This is a genomic window from Polycladomyces zharkentensis, assembly GCF_016938855.1.
GTDB classification, from domain to species: domain Bacteria; phylum Bacillota; class Bacilli; order Thermoactinomycetales; family JIR-001; genus Polycladomyces; species Polycladomyces zharkentensis.
This window is the reverse complement of the sequence record NZ_JAFHAP010000008.1, coordinates 514,635-530,719: the sequence shown is the minus strand read 5'-3', so window position 1 is coordinate 530,719 and position 16,085 is coordinate 514,635. Positions and strand designations below refer to the sequence as shown.

At 49.9% G+C, this 16,085-nt stretch carries 13 protein-coding genes and 2 pseudogenes; 11 read left to right on the top strand and 4 right to left on the bottom strand.

Annotated elements, in window-relative coordinates; translation table 11 throughout:
* Positions 1–494 precede the first annotated feature (494 nt).
* From JQC72_RS09835 to JQC72_RS09790, 10 genes and pseudogenes are all read left to right on the top strand, one after another.
* The gene (locus tag JQC72_RS09835) at positions 495–1,115 is read left to right on the top strand and encodes a hypothetical protein (RefSeq protein WP_205495148.1); all 621 of its coding nucleotides are present in this window, start codon (positions 495–497) and stop codon (positions 1,113–1,115) included.
* Positions 1,096–2,991 (top strand): 1-deoxy-D-xylulose-5-phosphate synthase, encoded by a 1,896-nt coding sequence (gene dxs, locus JQC72_RS09830; protein ID WP_205495146.1) that lies wholly within the window; start codon positions 1,096–1,098, stop codon positions 2,989–2,991. The genes JQC72_RS09835 and dxs overlap by 20 nt, the downstream gene beginning before the upstream one ends.
* 10 nt (positions 2,992–3,001) lie before the next feature.
* A complete protein-coding gene (locus JQC72_RS09825) occupies positions 3,002–3,814 on the top strand; it encodes a TlyA family RNA methyltransferase (RefSeq protein WP_205495145.1) in 813 nt (270 codons plus the stop codon).
* A gap of 60 nt (positions 3,815–3,874) precedes the next feature.
* The gene (locus JQC72_RS09820; protein ID WP_205495144.1) at positions 3,875–4,402 is read left to right on the top strand and encodes a hypothetical protein; all 528 of its coding nucleotides are present in this window, start codon (positions 3,875–3,877) and stop codon (positions 4,400–4,402) included.
* A gap of 25 nt (positions 4,403–4,427) precedes the next feature.
* Complete coding sequence (locus tag JQC72_RS09815; protein WP_205495383.1) at positions 4,428–5,312, top strand: NAD(+)/NADH kinase; 885 nt, start codon at positions 4,428–4,430, stop codon at positions 5,310–5,312.
* Positions 5,309–5,755 carry a transcriptional regulator AhrC/ArgR gene (gene ahrC / locus JQC72_RS09810; protein WP_205495143.1) on the top strand — a complete coding sequence of 149 codons (447 nt, stop codon included), beginning with the start codon at positions 5,309–5,311 and terminating at the stop codon, positions 5,753–5,755. The genes JQC72_RS09815 and ahrC overlap by 4 nt, the downstream gene beginning before the upstream one ends.
* A gap of 19 nt (positions 5,756–5,774) precedes the next feature.
* The gene (gene recN / locus JQC72_RS09805; protein ID WP_205495142.1) at positions 5,775–7,469 is read left to right on the top strand and encodes a DNA repair protein RecN; all 1,695 of its coding nucleotides are present in this window, start codon (positions 5,775–5,777) and stop codon (positions 7,467–7,469) included.
* A gap of 206 nt (positions 7,470–7,675) precedes the next feature.
* Positions 7,676–9,040: a SpoIVB peptidase gene (gene spoIVB, locus JQC72_RS09800; protein ID WP_205495141.1), complete on the top strand. Its 1,365-nt coding sequence runs from the start codon at positions 7,676–7,678 to the stop codon at positions 9,038–9,040.
* A gap of 61 nt (positions 9,041–9,101) precedes the next feature.
* Positions 9,102–9,881 (top strand): sporulation transcription factor Spo0A, encoded by a 780-nt coding sequence (gene spo0A, locus JQC72_RS09795; protein ID WP_205495140.1) that lies wholly within the window; start codon positions 9,102–9,104, stop codon positions 9,879–9,881.
* A gap of 491 nt (positions 9,882–10,372) precedes the next feature.
* Positions 10,373–11,473, top strand: a pseudogene (locus JQC72_RS09790) (DUF4158 domain-containing protein); the annotation flags it as partial.
* A gap of 190 nt (positions 11,474–11,663) precedes the next feature.
* On the opposite strand, the gene JQC72_RS09785 reads toward JQC72_RS09790, so the two are convergent.
* Complete coding sequence (locus JQC72_RS09785; protein WP_205495136.1) at positions 11,664–12,491, bottom strand: HipA family kinase; 828 nt, start codon at positions 12,489–12,491, stop codon at positions 11,664–11,666.
* Positions 12,492–12,751: 260 nt separating this feature from the next.
* Positions 12,752–13,804: a YheC/YheD family endospore coat-associated protein gene (locus JQC72_RS09780; RefSeq protein WP_205495134.1), complete on the bottom strand. Its 1,053-nt coding sequence runs from the start codon at positions 13,802–13,804 to the stop codon at positions 12,752–12,754.
* A gap of 141 nt (positions 13,805–13,945) precedes the next feature.
* Between JQC72_RS09780 and JQC72_RS16535 the strand changes: the two are divergent.
* Positions 13,946–14,038 (top strand): annotated as a pseudogene (locus JQC72_RS16535) (VOC family protein); the annotation flags it as partial.
* A gap of 47 nt (positions 14,039–14,085) precedes the next feature.
* On the opposite strand, the gene JQC72_RS16880 reads toward JQC72_RS16535, so the two are convergent.
* Both JQC72_RS16880 and JQC72_RS09775 read right to left on the bottom strand, forming a co-directional pair.
* Positions 14,086–14,826 carry a HipA family kinase gene (locus tag JQC72_RS16880; protein WP_419179859.1) on the bottom strand — a complete coding sequence of 247 codons (741 nt, stop codon included), beginning with the start codon at positions 14,824–14,826 and terminating at the stop codon, positions 14,086–14,088.
* 40 nt (positions 14,827–14,866) lie between these two features.
* Positions 14,867–15,961, bottom strand: coding sequence for a YheC/YheD family endospore coat-associated protein (locus JQC72_RS09775; RefSeq protein WP_205495133.1), 1,095 nt, complete (start codon positions 15,959–15,961; stop codon positions 14,867–14,869).
* Positions 15,962–16,085 lie beyond the last annotated feature (124 nt).

Sequence of the window (16,085 nt, the reverse complement as noted above, 5' to 3'; positions counted from 1 at the left end):
TGAACCTACATGCGGGCACAACCACCTGTATGTAGCGTAGCCTGCCTTGAGTGGCGTGCCGGGGATACGGCGCCTTGCCACTGCCGTTGAAAGGTACGCTGCAAAAGAGGCTAGGGGGACGGCTCGGGCTGTTGAGGAAAACTCCTAGACTGTTTGCGAAAACGCAAGGCTGTCCGGGGATTGAAGTGCGGACTAAGTGGCAATCCAGTCCGGCGATTGGCGACAACGCCGAAAAAGGTTGTAAAGGGAAACCGCCTGGTCGGCGACGACCGGGATACCTTTTTGGGAAATCCTACTGGACCTAAGCCGCAGGATTTACCCGGATAGTCACCACTCCTGGGCGCTTTTTTGTTTTTTTGCGAATGAAAATTTGATCAAACTCGGCCATAGGCGGTCCGGGCAGAGTCATCTGCACCGGTCAAGCCGGAAAATCTGCCGGCCCGTAAGTGGCCGGCATTTTACTGTGACGGGAAGCGAGGGAATCTGACGTCTCGATGCGAACGGTGTTGAAACAATCCTTGCGCTGGGCCGCCACCATCAGTTTGGTGAGCGCATTGACGGCAATGGCACTCTCGGCTTCGTCCAACACGTTGTTGCGGGGAGTGTCCTGGAGCGGCGGACTGTTGGTGGTACTATTGATCATCGCCATTGGTGTGGTGTTTGACATGCTGGGCATCGCGGCAACGGCGGCTCGCGAAGCGCCGTTCCATTCGATGGCGGCCAAAAAAGTGCCAGGAGCCCGACATGCGATTGGGATTATCCGTCGTGCTGATCAGTTCTCCAACTTCTGTAACGACGTGGTGGGGGACATCAGCGGAATTTTGAGCGGTGCGGCGGCTTTTACCGTGGTTACGGGACTCATTGTCACTTTTCATCTGGATGAAAGCCGCTGGTGGGTGGAAATGATGATGGTAGCCATCATTTCGGCTTTGACGGTGGGGGGCAAGGCATTGGGCAAAACTGTCTCCATCCGTTATGCCAACGAGATCATTTTTCGGGTAGGCCAATTGTTTTACTTTCTGGAGAAGCGATTTCATATCCGGTTGTTTGATGTGAAGAATAACAAGAAAAGAAAGCGAAAGCGAGGGGTTGTTCATGCACCTCGATCAAATTGATTCACCGCAAAAACTGAAACAGGTTCCCGTCGATCAATTGCCCAAGTTGGCCGAAGAAATCCGTCAGTTTCTGATTGAAAGCCTGTCCAAGACCGGTGGCCACCTGGCACCCAATCTGGGTGTGGTCGAGCTGACGCTGGCACTTCATTATCTGTTCGACAGCCCCAAAGATAAGATCATCTGGGATGTCGGTCACCAAGCTTATGTGCACAAAATTTTGACCGGACGGAAGCACTTGTTCCCCACATTGCGCCAATACAAAGGACTGTGCGGTTTTCCGAAGATGAGCGAAAGTGAACATGATGTATGGGAAACCGGCCACAGCAGTACCTCGCTTTCGGCTGCGATGGGGATGGCGGCGGCCCGTGATCTCAAAGGGGAAAACCATAAGGTGATCGCCGTCATCGGCGACGGGGCGCTGACCGGCGGGATGGCCCTGGAAGCGATGAACCATATCGGCAACGAGAAAAAAGATTTGATTGTGATACTCAACGACAATGAGATGTCGATTTCTCCCAACGTAGGTGCAATACACAATTATTTGGGTCGGTTGCGCACCTATAAAGGGTACAAAAAAGCAAAGGAACTGGTGGAGTACTGGCTGGAGAAAATGCCGTCCGGCGATACGTTTGCCAAGACGCTGGAACGCGTGAAGGACAGCATCAAATATTTGGTCATCTCCGGCGTATTGTTTGAAAAGCTCGGTTTTACCTATCTCGGCCCGGTCGACGGCCACAAGCTGGATGAATTGATGGAATGCCTTCGTCAGGCTGCCAAAACCAGCGGCCCCGTTTTGGTACATGTCATTACCAAAAAGGGATACGGTTACAAACCGGCAGAAGAAAACTCGGTCGCTTACCACGGTGTGGGGGCATACAAAATCGAATCGGGCGAGTTTATGAAAAAAGCGGGTAAGGGACCTGATTACGCCAAGGTTTTCGGCAGCACATTGGTCAAATTGGCTGAAAAAGATCCGCGGATCGTGGCGATCACGCCGGCGATGCTGACCGGCTCCAAATTGGACGCATTTGCCGAGCGGTTCCCGGATCGTTGTTTCGACGTGGGGATCGCCGAACAACATGCGACCACGTTTGCGGCAGGGTTGGCCACACAGGGAATGAAGCCCGTTTTGGCCATTTACTCCACGTTTTTGCAACGGGGGTACGACCAACTCATTCACGATGTGTGCCGTCAAAACCTGAATGTGGTGATCGCGGTGGACCGCGCCGGTTTGGTCGGTGCCGACGGTGAGACGCACCAGGGTGTGTACGATATCGCTTACATGCGCAGTGTACCGAATATCGTCATTATGATGCCCAAAGATGAAAACGAATTGCAACATATGTTGTATACGGCTGTACATTATGATGCGGGTCCGATCGCGGTACGATTCCCGCGAGGCACCGGAATGGGTGTATCGATGGACACGACGTTCCGCACCATTCCGATCGGCCAGTCCGAAGTGGTGCGTGATGGGAACGACGTGGCGCTGCTGGCCTTTGGCCCGATGGTGGCACTGGCCGAGGAAGCGGCGGAGCAGTTGAAACGGGAGGGAATCTCCGCCAAGGTAATCAATGCCCGGTTCGCCAAACCGCTGGACGAGACGATGCTGTTGGAGCTGAGCCGCACGGGGATGCCCGTCATCACGATTGAAGAAGGGGCGCGCATGGGCGGGTTTGGCAGTGCGGTGCTGGAATTTTACGCAGATCGGGACATTCACGGCATGGTCGTCAAGAACCTGGCGATCCCCGACTACTTTGTCGAACACGGAAGTGTGGAAGAACAGCGCCAGGAAGTCGGACTTACAGTGGAAAACATTGTGCAGACGGTGCGCAGTGTGGCACCGGCGATGCCGCGAAAGCGACAACGGGCGTAGGAGGTTTGTGTTGAGCAAGCAACGGCTGGATGTTCTATTGGTGGAAAAGGGATATTTCGAAAGCAGGCAACAGGCGCAGCGGGCCATCATGGCCGGTTTGGTGCGCGTCAATAAAGAACGGGTGGACAAGCCGGGGACCAAAATCCCTGCGGATGCCGTGCTGGAAGTGACCGGTCAAGTGCATCCTTTCGTCAGTCGCGGCGGACTGAAACTGCTGGAAGCCATCCGGGCTTTCCGACTGGATCTCACGGAACGCGTGGTGATCGATATCGGGGCTTCTACCGGCGGCTTCACGGATTGCGCTTTGCAACACGGTGCCAAACGTGTGTATGCCGTCGATGTCGGGTACGGACAGCTCGCTTGGAAATTGCGGCAAGATCCGCGGGTCGTCGTGATGGAACGGACCAATTTCCGCTATATGAAACCGGAGGATTTGCCAGGCGAGCCACCGGATCTTGCGACGATAGACGTTTCTTTTATCTCGTTGAGCCATATCCTGCCGCCACTTTATCCGATGCTGTGTACGGGCGGGGATGTGGTCGCACTGATTAAACCGCAATTTGAAGCGGGGAAGGAACAAGTGGGCAAAAAAGGGATCGTGCGCGACCCGGCCATTCACCGGCAGGTGATCCGATCCGTGTTGGACATGGCGGCATCCTGCGGTTTTCAACCGATGGGGGTGATCCCTTCGCCCATTACGGGCGGGGAAGGCAACATTGAGTTTTTGTGCCGTCTCACCAAAAGCGATCGTCCTTCCCAGGGGATCATGCCGGATGAAGCCATCGAAGAAGCCGTGGCGGAAGCGCATCGGCGTCATGCATAGAAAATGACAGGATTTCCAGAACCCCTCTTCGAATTAAGTAGGAAAAAGGAGGGAGAACTGTTGCTTCATCCCGGGGACCTGTTGGTCCTGTTCCTGCTGTTCGGAGCGGGGTTGTGGTTATTGGCGCACAAATGGCGAAAACGTGACCGGTCGGTCGCCGCCGCATGGCAGTGGACCAATGCAAGCTCTGCCATACGGGGCGAAGTCCCCGATTTGTTGCGGGAGGAAGGGTTTGACGTGGTGGCGGCCAAGCAAAAGCTCCCCGTCTTTGTGCATGTGGGTTCGCAATCGTTTGAAAGCCGGTTATATGTGGACTATGTGGCCAAACAGGGTTCAGACGTATACCTGGTGATGGTGGCGCGGCCGAAAAAACCGTTGTCAATGACCGGTGCCGCCATTCGGGATCGTTTTCTATCCCTGTTTTTGGCATTTCATCCTGCGGGGATTTTGTATGTTGATCCGGAACGGGCGCATGTTCACCGCATTCATTTCGATGTTGCAGGGGTTCGGTTTCCCGGGCGACGCTCGTGGGTATCCTATTTGATAACCATGGTTCTGGGCATGCTCTTGGCATTCTTCATCCGGTAACCCATGGATCACCGAGGTGAAGTCATTGACAACCATTGGCATTTCCGTCAATAAAGGAAAACCCAAGACACGGATCGTCACGCGTGAATTGGTGCGATTGTTGGAAGAAAGAAATGCCGGCGTGGTGCTGGAGCCGGACATCGCACAGGAGATCGGTCGTCCCGATCTGGGTCTCCCGTTGGAACGTTTTCCCGAGCGGGCCAACATCCTGTTCGTCTTGGGTGGAGACGGCACCCTGTTGGGGTTTGCGCGTCGGTTTGCGCAGCATTCGTTGCCGATATTGGGATTCAATTTGGGTAACCTTGGATTTCTCTCCGAAGCGGAACCGGACAATCTGGCTGATGCAGTTGACCGGGTGATCGCAGGGGACTATTACATAGAAGAACGATTGATGCTGGATGCGGAGGTGGTGAGGGACGGGCAGGTGCTGGAACGGAGTGTGGCATTGAATGACGTCGGCATTGCCAAAGGCTCGTTCAGCCGCATGATCACTTGCTCGGTGTGGATGGACGACTCGTACTTGGGTACGTACTCGGGAGACGGCGTCATCGTCTCCACTCCGACCGGTTCCACTGCTTATTCCTTATCGTGCGGGGGGCCGATCGTATGGCCCGGACTGCAGACGATCTTACTCACACCGATCTGTCCGCACACGTTGACCGCCCGGCCGATGGTGCTGCCGGCCGAAAGCGTGTTGGAAGTGCGGGTCAGCGCAACGCATCAGGATATCGGTTTGACCATTGACGGTCAACTGGGTTTTCGGTTAAATGTGGATGATGTGATCCGTGTACGCCGGTCTCCGTACAATACCTTGCTGATCAAATGGCAGGAACGCTCCTTTTTTGAAGTGGTGAGAAGAAAGCTGCAAGGAGATACGGGTGAGGATCCAGGGTTGGAGGGCAAACGATGAAAGCGCAGCGTCACATCAAGATTCGCGAGATCATCGCAAGCAAGGACATCGAAACACAAGAGGAATTGGTGGATGAACTGAAAAAAGCGGGATTCAATGTGACCCAGGCCACGGTGTCCCGCGACATCAAAGAATTGCATCTCGTCAAGGTGGCGACCAACAATGGTCGTTACAAATATTCGCTGCCTGCCGACAGGCGCTTCAATCCGTTGCAAAAACTGAAACGCATGTTGGTTGAGTCGTTTGTCGGTATCGATCACAGCGAAAACCTCATCGTCATGAAAACCCTGCCGGGGAATGCGCATGCATGTGCAGCGTTGATCGACCATCTGGATTGGCCGGAGATTATCGGCACGATTGCGGGCGATGACACGATCCTGATGATTTGTCGCAACAAAGAGGTCGTGCCGGAGGTCGTGAAACGTTTTCTCGACATGTTGTAGGTTGTGGGAGTGGATAGAGATGCTTCGGGAAATGTCCATCCGCCATTTTGCCATCATCGACCATGTCCGTCTGATGTTTGACGACGGATTTCATGTGCTGACCGGGGAGACCGGTGCCGGGAAATCGATCCTGATCGATGCCATCGGCCTTTTGGTCGGAGGACGCGGTTCCGCCGATTTTGTACGTCACGGAAAAGAAAAGGCGGAGATAGAGGGATTGTTCGAGGTGCCGGCCGGACACCCCGTGAGAGAAGTTTTGTCCGAATTGGGCATCGAACCGGAAGAAGATATCCTCATCATCCGCCGGGAAATATCGGCGAGCGGCAAAAGCACCAGCCGGATCAACGGACGCATGGTCACCTTGTCCATGTTGAAACGAGTGGGTGAACGGCTGCTGGACATTCACGGTCAGCATGAGCATCAATCTCTGCTCAAGCAGGAAGAGCACGTGGAATGGCTGGATGCGTTCGGTGGCGAACCGGTTTTGGCCAAACGCAGGGAGTACGAAGCTGTTTACCGAAAATACCGTGATCGGGAACGTGAATGGCAACGCTTAACGGTGGACGAGAAAGAGATCGCCCAACGGATCGATCTGCTTCGCTTTCAACAGGAGGAAATTGCTGCGGCAAAGTTGACGGAAGGCGAAGAAGAAGAGCTGGAGTTGGAGCGCAATCGGTTGGCGCACGCCGAAAAAATCGTCTATAACGCGTCGGAGGCATATGAGGCGTTGTACGGGGAACGGCGGGGACTGGAACACCTGCATGACGCTTTGCAAGCGTTGGAAGAGATTGTACAAGTGGACGGATCGATCCGATCTGTTTGGGAAATGGTCCAAAGCGCATACTATCAGTTGGAGGAAGCTGCCCGGGAGCTGGGAAATTATCGTGACCGACTGGAATTTGACCCTGACCGGCTGGCCGAAGTGGAAGACCGTCTCCACCTGATTCGCCAACTGAAACGAAAATATGGTGAATCGATCCGCGACATTTTGTCGTTTGGCGAGCGTGTGCAAGAAGAGCTGGAGCGATTGTTGAACCGTGATAAAAACAAAGAAGCGCTGGAAGAGGAAATGAGGCAGCTTCGCGTGGAATTGGACCAAATGGCGGACGAACTGACCGCTCTGCGTAAACAAGCGGCCAGACGTCTGGAGGAGCGGGTGGAAAAAGAGCTGGCCGATCTCAATATGGGGGCCACCACGTTTCATGTCGCCTTTTATTCCTCTGAAACGCCCAACGGATTGACGCCGACCGGCAAGGATCGCATTGAGTTTCAAATTGCGCCCAACCCCGGCGAGCCGCTCAGACCCTTGGCCAGGATTGCATCCGGCGGGGAATTGTCGCGAATTATGCTGGCATTGAAAACGCTGTTTGCCGATGTGGATCACATTCCCACCCTGATCTTTGACGAGATCGATACGGGGGTCAGCGGACGCGCGGCCCAGGCGATTGCCGAGAAAATGGTGGCATTGGGGCGGAAAAGCCAAGTCTTGTGCATCACGCATTTGCCGCAAGTGGCATGTATGGCGGATACGCATTTTTACATTTACAAAGAAGCGGAATCTGGACACACCCAAACCCATGTCGAAAAACTGGACAGGCAGGGAAGAACGTTGGAGCTGGCCCGGATGCTGGGCGGTGTGGAAGTGACGGACACCACACGCGAACATGCGCAGGAAATGCTTCGAATGGCCGAACAGATGAAAAAAGCGATCTGAACGCGGAAATGTGCCGCATATGGGAAGTCGGGTTCCCAAATGCGGCTTTTCTGTTCGTTCTTCTCTAGTCGGCGTCACCCGGATCGTCAGGAATCATTTGTGTAACATAAAAGGGCCGGGCCGCGGGCAATGTAACAGTACCGACGGTCAACACTGGGTATCAACGCGATGGAGGTGCAGGCAGGAGCGCGGGAGTGTGATCCGTTTTGCGGGAAAAACAGAAAAGAAAATGGTGGGGTATTGTACTGGTTGGTTTCCTTATCTGGGCCAGCATGACACCGACCTTTCAACAGTTCACTTCGTTCCCCCGGGAATTGCGCCTGTTTTCCGGTGATCAGGAACAACTTCGTCTGACAATGCCGGCCACCGTGATGGCCGACATCGCCGATCCACACGTAGCGACGATCAACGGAAAAAGTTGTGCGAAACTGGATTTGCATCATCCGTTCACCGTCATGACCAAGCATCGCGGACAGACGCGGCTGACCCTCCGGTTGTTTGGTCGCATTCCGCTCAAGTCCTTGCAAGTGCGGGTTTTGCCCGAAATCCGCGTGATTCCCGGCGGACAATCGATCGGGGTCAAACTGCAATCAGCCGGTGTGATGGTTGTCGGTCATCATCTGGTGTCGCAGGGAGATGAGGCGATTTCCCCCGGAGAAAAAGCGGATATCCGCGTTGGTGACTATATCGTGCGCATCAACGATCAACCGATTCAAAACGTCAACCAAGTGTCAACCATTGTCCGGCATACATTCGGCCAACCACTGAAAGTGACGCTGGTACGCGGCGACCGTAAACGGGAGACGACATTGACGCCGGTCTTCGACAAACGGGAGGGCATCTATCGCATCGGCCTGTATATCCGTGATTCCGCCGCGGGTGTGGGCACATTGACGTTTTATGATCCGGTTCGGAAAGTGTATGGTGCGTTGGGTCACGTCATATCCGATATGGATACCGGTCAACCGATTCGAGTCGGAGGGGGGACGATCATTCGTTCCAGTGTCACTTCCATCCAAAAAGGAGAGTCGGGTGAACCCGGGGAAAAACGCGCGATTTTTTTCCAAGAGCATCACGTTCTCGGTTCCATTCGACGCAATACGCCGTTCGGGATCTTCGGCAGAATGGAACGAATGCCTGACAAGGGCCTGTACAATCGAACGGTTCCTGTAGCGTTGGCAGAAGAGGTAAAAGAAGGACCGGCCCAAATTCTGACGGTGGTGGAAGGGCAAAAAGTGGAGCGGTACAACATTGAGATCGTACATGTGGTTCATCAGAAATATCCGGCGACCAAAGGGATGATCATCAAAATTACCGACCCGCGGTTGTTAAAGAGAACGGGAGGGATCGTTCAGGGGATGAGTGGCAGCCCCATCTTGCAAAACGGCAAATTGATCGGAGCTGTGACACACGTCTTTGTCAACGATCCCACTTCCGGGTACGGCACGCTGATTGAATGGATGTTGCAGGATGCGGGGGTACTACAGACGGCGGGTCTCCATGAGACCCGTTTTCTTTTTTTATCATTAAAGGAAATGTATGGTCGTGTTTTGAGCCAAAAGCAGGAATGAACCTTGGAAATGTCGAAAAACTCCTTAGCACAATCAAAGAAGCGGACAGGGGGACATTGCCTTGAACAAAATCCGCGTTTTGTTGGCTGACGACAATCGGGAGTTTGCCGAGCTGTTACGGGAATATCTTGCTTCCCAAGACGATATGGACGTGATCGGTGTTGCCTACAACGGCAATGAGGTGCTGGAAAAATTGGAGAAAGACGTGCCGGATGTTTTGGTGCTGGACATCATCATGCCGCACTTGGACGGATTGGGTGTGTTGGAACAAATTCACGAACGGGGGATCAAACCGGTTCCCAAAATCATGATGTTAACGGCTTTCGGTCAGGAAAACATCACCCAGCGTGCAGTGGAATTGGGAGCGGCCTATTACATACTGAAACCATTTGACATGGCCGTATTGGCGGATCGGATTCGTCAGATGAAAGGGCAACCGGGTGCTTCGACCACAATGAAGTCAATGAATCCGCAGTCGAATCGCGCCAACAATCTGGATGCCAACATTACGAGCGTGATCCACGAAATTGGCGTACCGGCCCATATCAAAGGATATTTGTACCTCCGGGAAGCCATTACGATGGTGTACAACGAAGTGGAGTTGCTCGGCGCCATCACCAAAACGTTGTATCCACGGATTGCGGAGAAGTACAACACCACGCCCAGCCGGGTGGAACGGGCCATTCGTCACGCGATCGAGGTGGCCTGGAGCCGGGGCAACATGGAATCCATCCGCAACCTGTTCGGATACACCATCAACGTGACCAAGGCAAAACCCACCAACAGCGAATTCATCGCGATGGTGGCGGACAAATTGCGTATCGAGCACAAAGTGGGTTGACGCTCCACACACGTGAAGGCGTGGGATTATCATGAGCCACCGGGAAAACCCATCCCTTCAGGGTGGGGATGATTATGAGCGTCAGACGAAAGAAGGAATCAACTCTCTCGCCAATCAGACAGGATTTGTATCCATCAAGTCAATTGGCTGGTATTCCGGTTGGATTCTTTCGATTCGGATACCAGCCATTTCTGTAGTGGCTTGCCCCACACGGCTGAAGCACCAGAGGCCTTCTCGCTTCATCCGGCGTGGCAACCCATCCATCTAGGGGTAGAGGGAGCGAACGTCGATTTTGGGGCCATCTCTCCAGTAAATAGAAAATGACTTGGAGTTCCATTTGGACTCAAGTCATTTTTTGTTGTTCCGAATTTTATTTTGGTATTGGAACTTCCTGTATTTTGCTTTTGTCCTTGTCTGAAAAATCAAGGTTCATTATACTCAGGTAGGCGGTAAAGTACCGACTCTGACCATTCTAGGAACTTTAGAAAGGATTGACACCTGAGTTGAAACAACAATGGACGAAGGAAGAACTCATTGAACACTTTACTTTATTGCCCCCAGAAAGACAACTAATTGAGGCGAAGAACTTTCAGACACGGTTGGGATTTGCTGTCTTGTTCAAATACTTCCAGCACGAAGCCCGTTTCCCTGATGGCCCGGAAGATGTTCCTTTTTTGGTAGTTGAGTTTTTGGCCAAGCATCTTAGAGTAAGTACAGATCATTTCGGTCAGTATGACTGGACTGGTAGAACGATTAAGCGGCATCGTGCTGAGATTCGGAAGTTCTTTGGATTTCGCGAACATACAGCAGACGATCTCCAACAGATTTCCCAATGGTTGGCGGAGAAAGTATTAACCCACGTCCATGATATTCCTGTGTTGAAAGAGCGCGTTTACGCCGAACTCCGGCAGCGGAAAATCGAGCCGCCCGTGGACAATACCGTAGAAACACTGGTCCGATCCGCTTTGCATAACCATGAGCAGAGATTTTTCGCTCAAACGTTCCAAAGACTTTCCCCCACCTCTATCTCCAGAATGGACGCGATGATTGATGATTGGGCGGATGCCGAAGATGAGGTTACTGAGGAACAAGGGGATGCGGATCCGGAACGAATGACTTTCCGAAAGATCAACATGGGCCCTGGCCGCGCCAATAGAAAGAACTTGGAGGAGGAAATCAAAAAACTCAAGGAATTGCGCATGTTGGAGTTGCCAAACGATCTGTTTAAGAACGTGCCTCCCAAAATCTTGAGGAAGTACCGGTTACGTGTGGTTTCAGAAAAGTTGGTTGAGATCCGGCGCCATCCTCCAGAAGTGCGTTACACCCTGTTGTCGGCGTTCTTTTGGTCTCGACAACAAGAGATCACCGACAGCTTAGTTGAAATGCTGATCACCATTGTCCATAACATTAATGCTCAGGCCGAACGTAAGGTAGACCGCGAAATATTGCAGGAAATCAAGAAAGTACGCGGGAAAAACAATATCTTGGCTTCCCTGTTGGAAGCGTTGCTGGAAAACAAGGAACATGTCGTGCAGGATGTGGTATTCTCTGTCGTCGAGGAAGAGACGTTGCGCGATTTACTAAAGGAGTTGGCACCAAAGTGGTGTGGCGATCCATTGGGGCCGCCTTTTCCTTGTTCGTTTATTGCAATACATATGCTCTAACTTGTAAAAGCGATACTCCTTTTGGACCAATTTCTCCTCTGTCATGAATGATTTTCCTATTGACTCACTGTGTCTCAATTTCTCAATCCGGATGCTCACATACAGGATACACCCCTACTTACCTGGTTCGATGCTTCTTGAAATGAGTTTCGTTTATATATTGCGTGATTAAATTCGGAAGCATTTTTTTAGCCTTTTTAAGGTAAGCGCACAATGCCTCTTTTTCCACCTGCGATACATTCCAATCTTTTGGGATTGATGCGATCACTTTATATATTTGCTCATCCGGTAGTTGTTTAATTTTGTTCACGAACAAGAAAAAATCGCCTGGATTACGGACCTGATCAGCACACCAGTTATAAAAGTCGGTAGATTTGAGTTTCTGAGGCAGGAACTTAAGCGTGTATGGCGTCCAATTACAATCACGTTTACGCGAAAAATTATAATACGAAAAACTATGACCATGATCGATCATATAGATCTTATAGCTACCTTCACGCGGAATAGCTTGCAAGAGGATATTTCTTTTCAAACGGTCAATGTTATTGACCCATTGATCAAACACAATGATCCCGGCAAGTTGTTTACGGTTTATTATGTTCGGTTTGCGCGGGAGAAGGCGTGTAAAATTTTGTTTACAGTTATGAATGAATTCACTTGCGAACTGATGACCAGGTGCAAAGTTATGTTGGGTCAAGATCCGGTTCGCCCTGATAAATTTTTTTGATATATTTACGATTTTGAAACGAGGTACAGGAAGATTGAGTAATCGAGCTAATTGACCTGCAATGTATTCGTTGACAAGCGCTCTAGTCCCTTGCTTGGGGTTGTTTTTAAATTTAACTATATACAGGCGACCGTCGCTAAAGAGGATCAGTTGTGGACGAGAACTACCTCTAGGCATTCCTCGAATATGCTTGACCGGTCGTATATTCTTGTTGTACATGTTTCAGATCATCCTTTATAAAATATTTACACTGTTTTGAGTTTTATATCATATTCAACGCCGCCAATGAATGCATAGGGCATCAAAAATAAACGGACACAAAATGGGTTGTTTCCGGAGGAATCATTGCGGGGGACTGTATTGTCAACGTGAGGTATAATTTTTGCTGATGAAGCCATCAAAAAATTGCAGGGATCCCGGCTAGTGAAGTCGATGGTATTATTTCAATTTCCTCACTTCCCTCTTGGCTTCGTTTGTTCTTATCCACTCTTGGAGGATAGTAGAAATTTGGCATAACGCATGGGGTTAAAGTAGGTATTTTTGAACATCCTGTATTCCCCGGCAGAGTGAAAAGAGTATCGCAAATCGCGAAAGTTCACTTCGATTAACCAAGGATGTCCTTTATGATCGAGCCCGATATCCAGCCCTGCATCAGCAAAAGCCGGATACGTTTTCTCTAATGTCCGGCATACCTCTATAGCTAAACGCCTGACCTTTTGCAGGATGTCTTGCGGATTTCTATTCGGAAAAGCGTGGGATAAAACGGTGGGTGCTGGAATTGCCTTTCCGTTTTGTGACAGGTTCGTCAAAATTCCTTTATGTTGTGCAACCTTGACAACCTCACCGCTGATTTGCCACCGGCCGCCCTTCCCTTTCTGCACAGATACTCGCAAGTCAAATGGAGAGCCGTGATACTTGGCCAAGGGGATTCCTTGTTGAATTAAAAAATGATTGTTGGTCAAGCGATGTTTAGCCAGTTCCTGTTTAAGTTGAAATTCAGAAAGCGAACGCGCTTTACCTTTATAGGGATAAAATATATAGTGTTTATTTCCGACTGCTTGGATTTTGGAAACATTTCTCCCGAGTGATCCGATAACCGGTTTAATAAAGACAGTGGGATAACGCTGAATCAGTTGAAAGACGTGAGCGGGAGCACTTATTCCGCGAGTATCCGGGAGGTAAGGTTGAATCCTGGGATTTTGCCTGAGTAAACGGTGAATCATTAATTTATTTCGGTTAATCAGCGGATTGAACAATCGTTTGCCTAATAGCCGGGAGAGAGCCGTGAGCTTCGGGGAGCTTATTAATTCCCGCTTGTGTACGACATGGGGAAGTGGACAAACAGTTCGGATATATTGTTGTGTTGACGGTTTCCAAACGTAACCTGTCACCTGTCGCTTTTTTAAATTTAGCCCTTTTAAATCAAAAAGAATAGGGCATACACCATTCTTACATCCGTATTCAAAATAAAGTCGTGCCCTTTCATGCGTCGGTTTTCCCGATATGACTCTGTTTAGTAAAGTCGTTCCCAATAAAATCCCAACCTTATGTCTACAGTGCAAAGGAAACAGCCTCCTCTTTTTTCGTCTATACAGTAACAACTTATGATCAAAAGATTAAAAGGTATAGACTGACGCGGATCAAGTTCGAAATTGTGTGTAAATTTCCTCAGGCATGGTGCTGTAGCTTTTTTTGACTTACAGGCAGGCTTAAGGCTTGCCATTTGGAATCGAAAAGATATCGCTCATGATGGAAAGGTCATCTTACAGTTCAAACACTTATAACACTGGATGCATTTGGTATAACTTTTGGGTTAAAAAAAGTTGCCCAGCATTTTTTTAGCCTTTATAAGATAAGCGTATAATGACTTTTTTTCCACCTGGGAAACGTTCCAATCTTTCGGGATGGATGAAATCACTTTATATATTTGCTGATCCGGCAACTGCTCAATTCTATTTACGAACCGTAACAGCTCATCCGGACTGTGAAGCTGATTCAGACACCATTGATAAAAGGCGTTCGGTTTGAGTTTCTGTGGCAGGTATCTCAGTGTATGTGGTGTCCAATTACAATTAGGTATATTTCGAAAACTATGATAAGAAAAACTATGACCATGATCAATCATATAGATCTTATAGCGGCCCTGACGGGAAGTTTTTTTAAAAAGAACATTTCTTATCTTCCGGTCAATGTTACTAACCCATTGATCAAACACCATAATCCCGGCCAATTGTCCACCGTTTATGATGTTCGCTCTGACCGGGAGGCGTCGTTTATCTGGATTAAGTGTACAATTGTGCATGAATTCGCTTGCGAATTGATAGCCAGGTGCGAAGTTGTATTGGGATAAGATCGGGTTTGCCCTGACAAACGTTTGTGGTATATATACGATTTGAAAAGGGGGCACCGGAAGGTTAAGCAATCGGGCCAATCGCCCTGCAACGTACTCGTTGACAAGCGCTCTGGTTCCCTGGGCGTTGTTTTTAAATTTGACTATATACTTGCGACCATCGCTGAAAAGTATCAATTGGGGTCGGGAACTTCCCCTTGGCATTCTTTGGATATGTCTGACCGGTTGTATTTCGCCCATTATTTCAAATCACCTTTCCTAACACGACTTGAGATAGCAGATATTTTGCGTAACGCATGGGGTTATAGTAAGTGTTTTTAAACATCGCATATTTTCCGGCAGAGTGAAAAGAGTATCGCAAATCGCGAAAATTTACCTCGATTAACCAAGGATGGCCTTGTTGATCGACCCCGATGTCCAGTCCCGCATCAGCAAAAGCTGGATACGTTTTCTCCAAAGTTCGGCATACCTCTAAAGCTAATCGCCTGACCTTTTGAAGAATGATCTGAGGGTTTCTTTTCGGAAAAGCGTGAGACAAAACGGTAGGTGCCGGAACAGCCTTCCCGTTTTGCGACAGATTCGTCAAATTTCTCTTTCCCTGTGCTACCTTGGCCGTTTCACCGCTAATTTGCCACTCGCCTTTTCTCCCTTTTTGAACGGATACCCGCAAGTCAAAAGGAGATCCGTGGTATTTCGCCAATGAGATCCCTTGTTGAATTAAAAAATGACGGTTGATTAAGTGTTGTTCCGCCAGTGCACGTTTCAGTTGAATCTTGGAAAGCAAACGTTTTTTCCCTCTATAGGGGCGGAATATATAATGATGATCCACGGTTGATTGGATTTGGGAAATCCCCTTCCCAAGCGATCCGATCGCCGGTTTAATAAAGATGATGGGATAACGTTCAAGCAGTTTCAGGCCTTGAGTAGAAGCAATGAGTCTCAGAGTAACCGGGAGATGGGGTTTAAGACACGGGTTTCGGTTCAGCAAATGGTGAATTCTCCATTTATTTCGGTTAATATCGGGATTGAACAATCGCCTACCCAACAGCCGGGAAAGAGCCTTAAGTTTTGGGGAACGGATCAGAACCCGCTTGTGTACGACGCGGGGAAGGGGGCAAACAGTTAGAACATAGTGTTGTACGGACGGTTTCCAAACAAAACCTCTAACCTGTCGTTTCTTTAAATTCAACCCTCTATGATCAAAAAGGATCGGAAGCACACCGTTCTTAACCCCATATTCATAATAAATACGTGCTTTCTCGTACGTCGGCTCTCCCCTGATGACTTTGCGCAGTAAAGATGTTCCCAATAAAATCCCGATCTTAGGTTGATTACGCAACAGAACCGGCCCCCTTTCTTCACTCATAGAACAACATATGTTTAAAATTCAGGTGGGGTATAGACTAGCGTTGAAGCGTTAAAATGAATAGGCGATTTCCGAGCGGAGCGGACAACGTAATTCG

Coding starts and splice junctions, on each gene's coding strand:
- JQC72_RS09785 (WP_205495136.1), bottom strand. CDS start 12,491: ATGTACAACAAGAATATACGACCGGTCAAGCATATTCGAGGAATGCCT.
- JQC72_RS09835 (WP_205495148.1), top strand. CDS start 495: ATGCGAACGGTGTTGAAACAATCCTTGCGCTGGGCCGCCACCATCAGT.
- dxs (WP_205495146.1), top strand. CDS start 1,096: ATGCACCTCGATCAAATTGATTCACCGCAAAAACTGAAACAGGTTCCC.
- JQC72_RS16880 (WP_419179859.1), bottom strand. CDS start 14,826: ATGCCAAGGGGAAGTTCCCGACCCCAATTGATACTTTTCAGCGATGGT.
- recN (WP_205495142.1), top strand. CDS start 5,775: ATGCTTCGGGAAATGTCCATCCGCCATTTTGCCATCATCGACCATGTC.
- ahrC (WP_205495143.1), top strand. CDS start 5,309: ATGAAAGCGCAGCGTCACATCAAGATTCGCGAGATCATCGCAAGCAAG.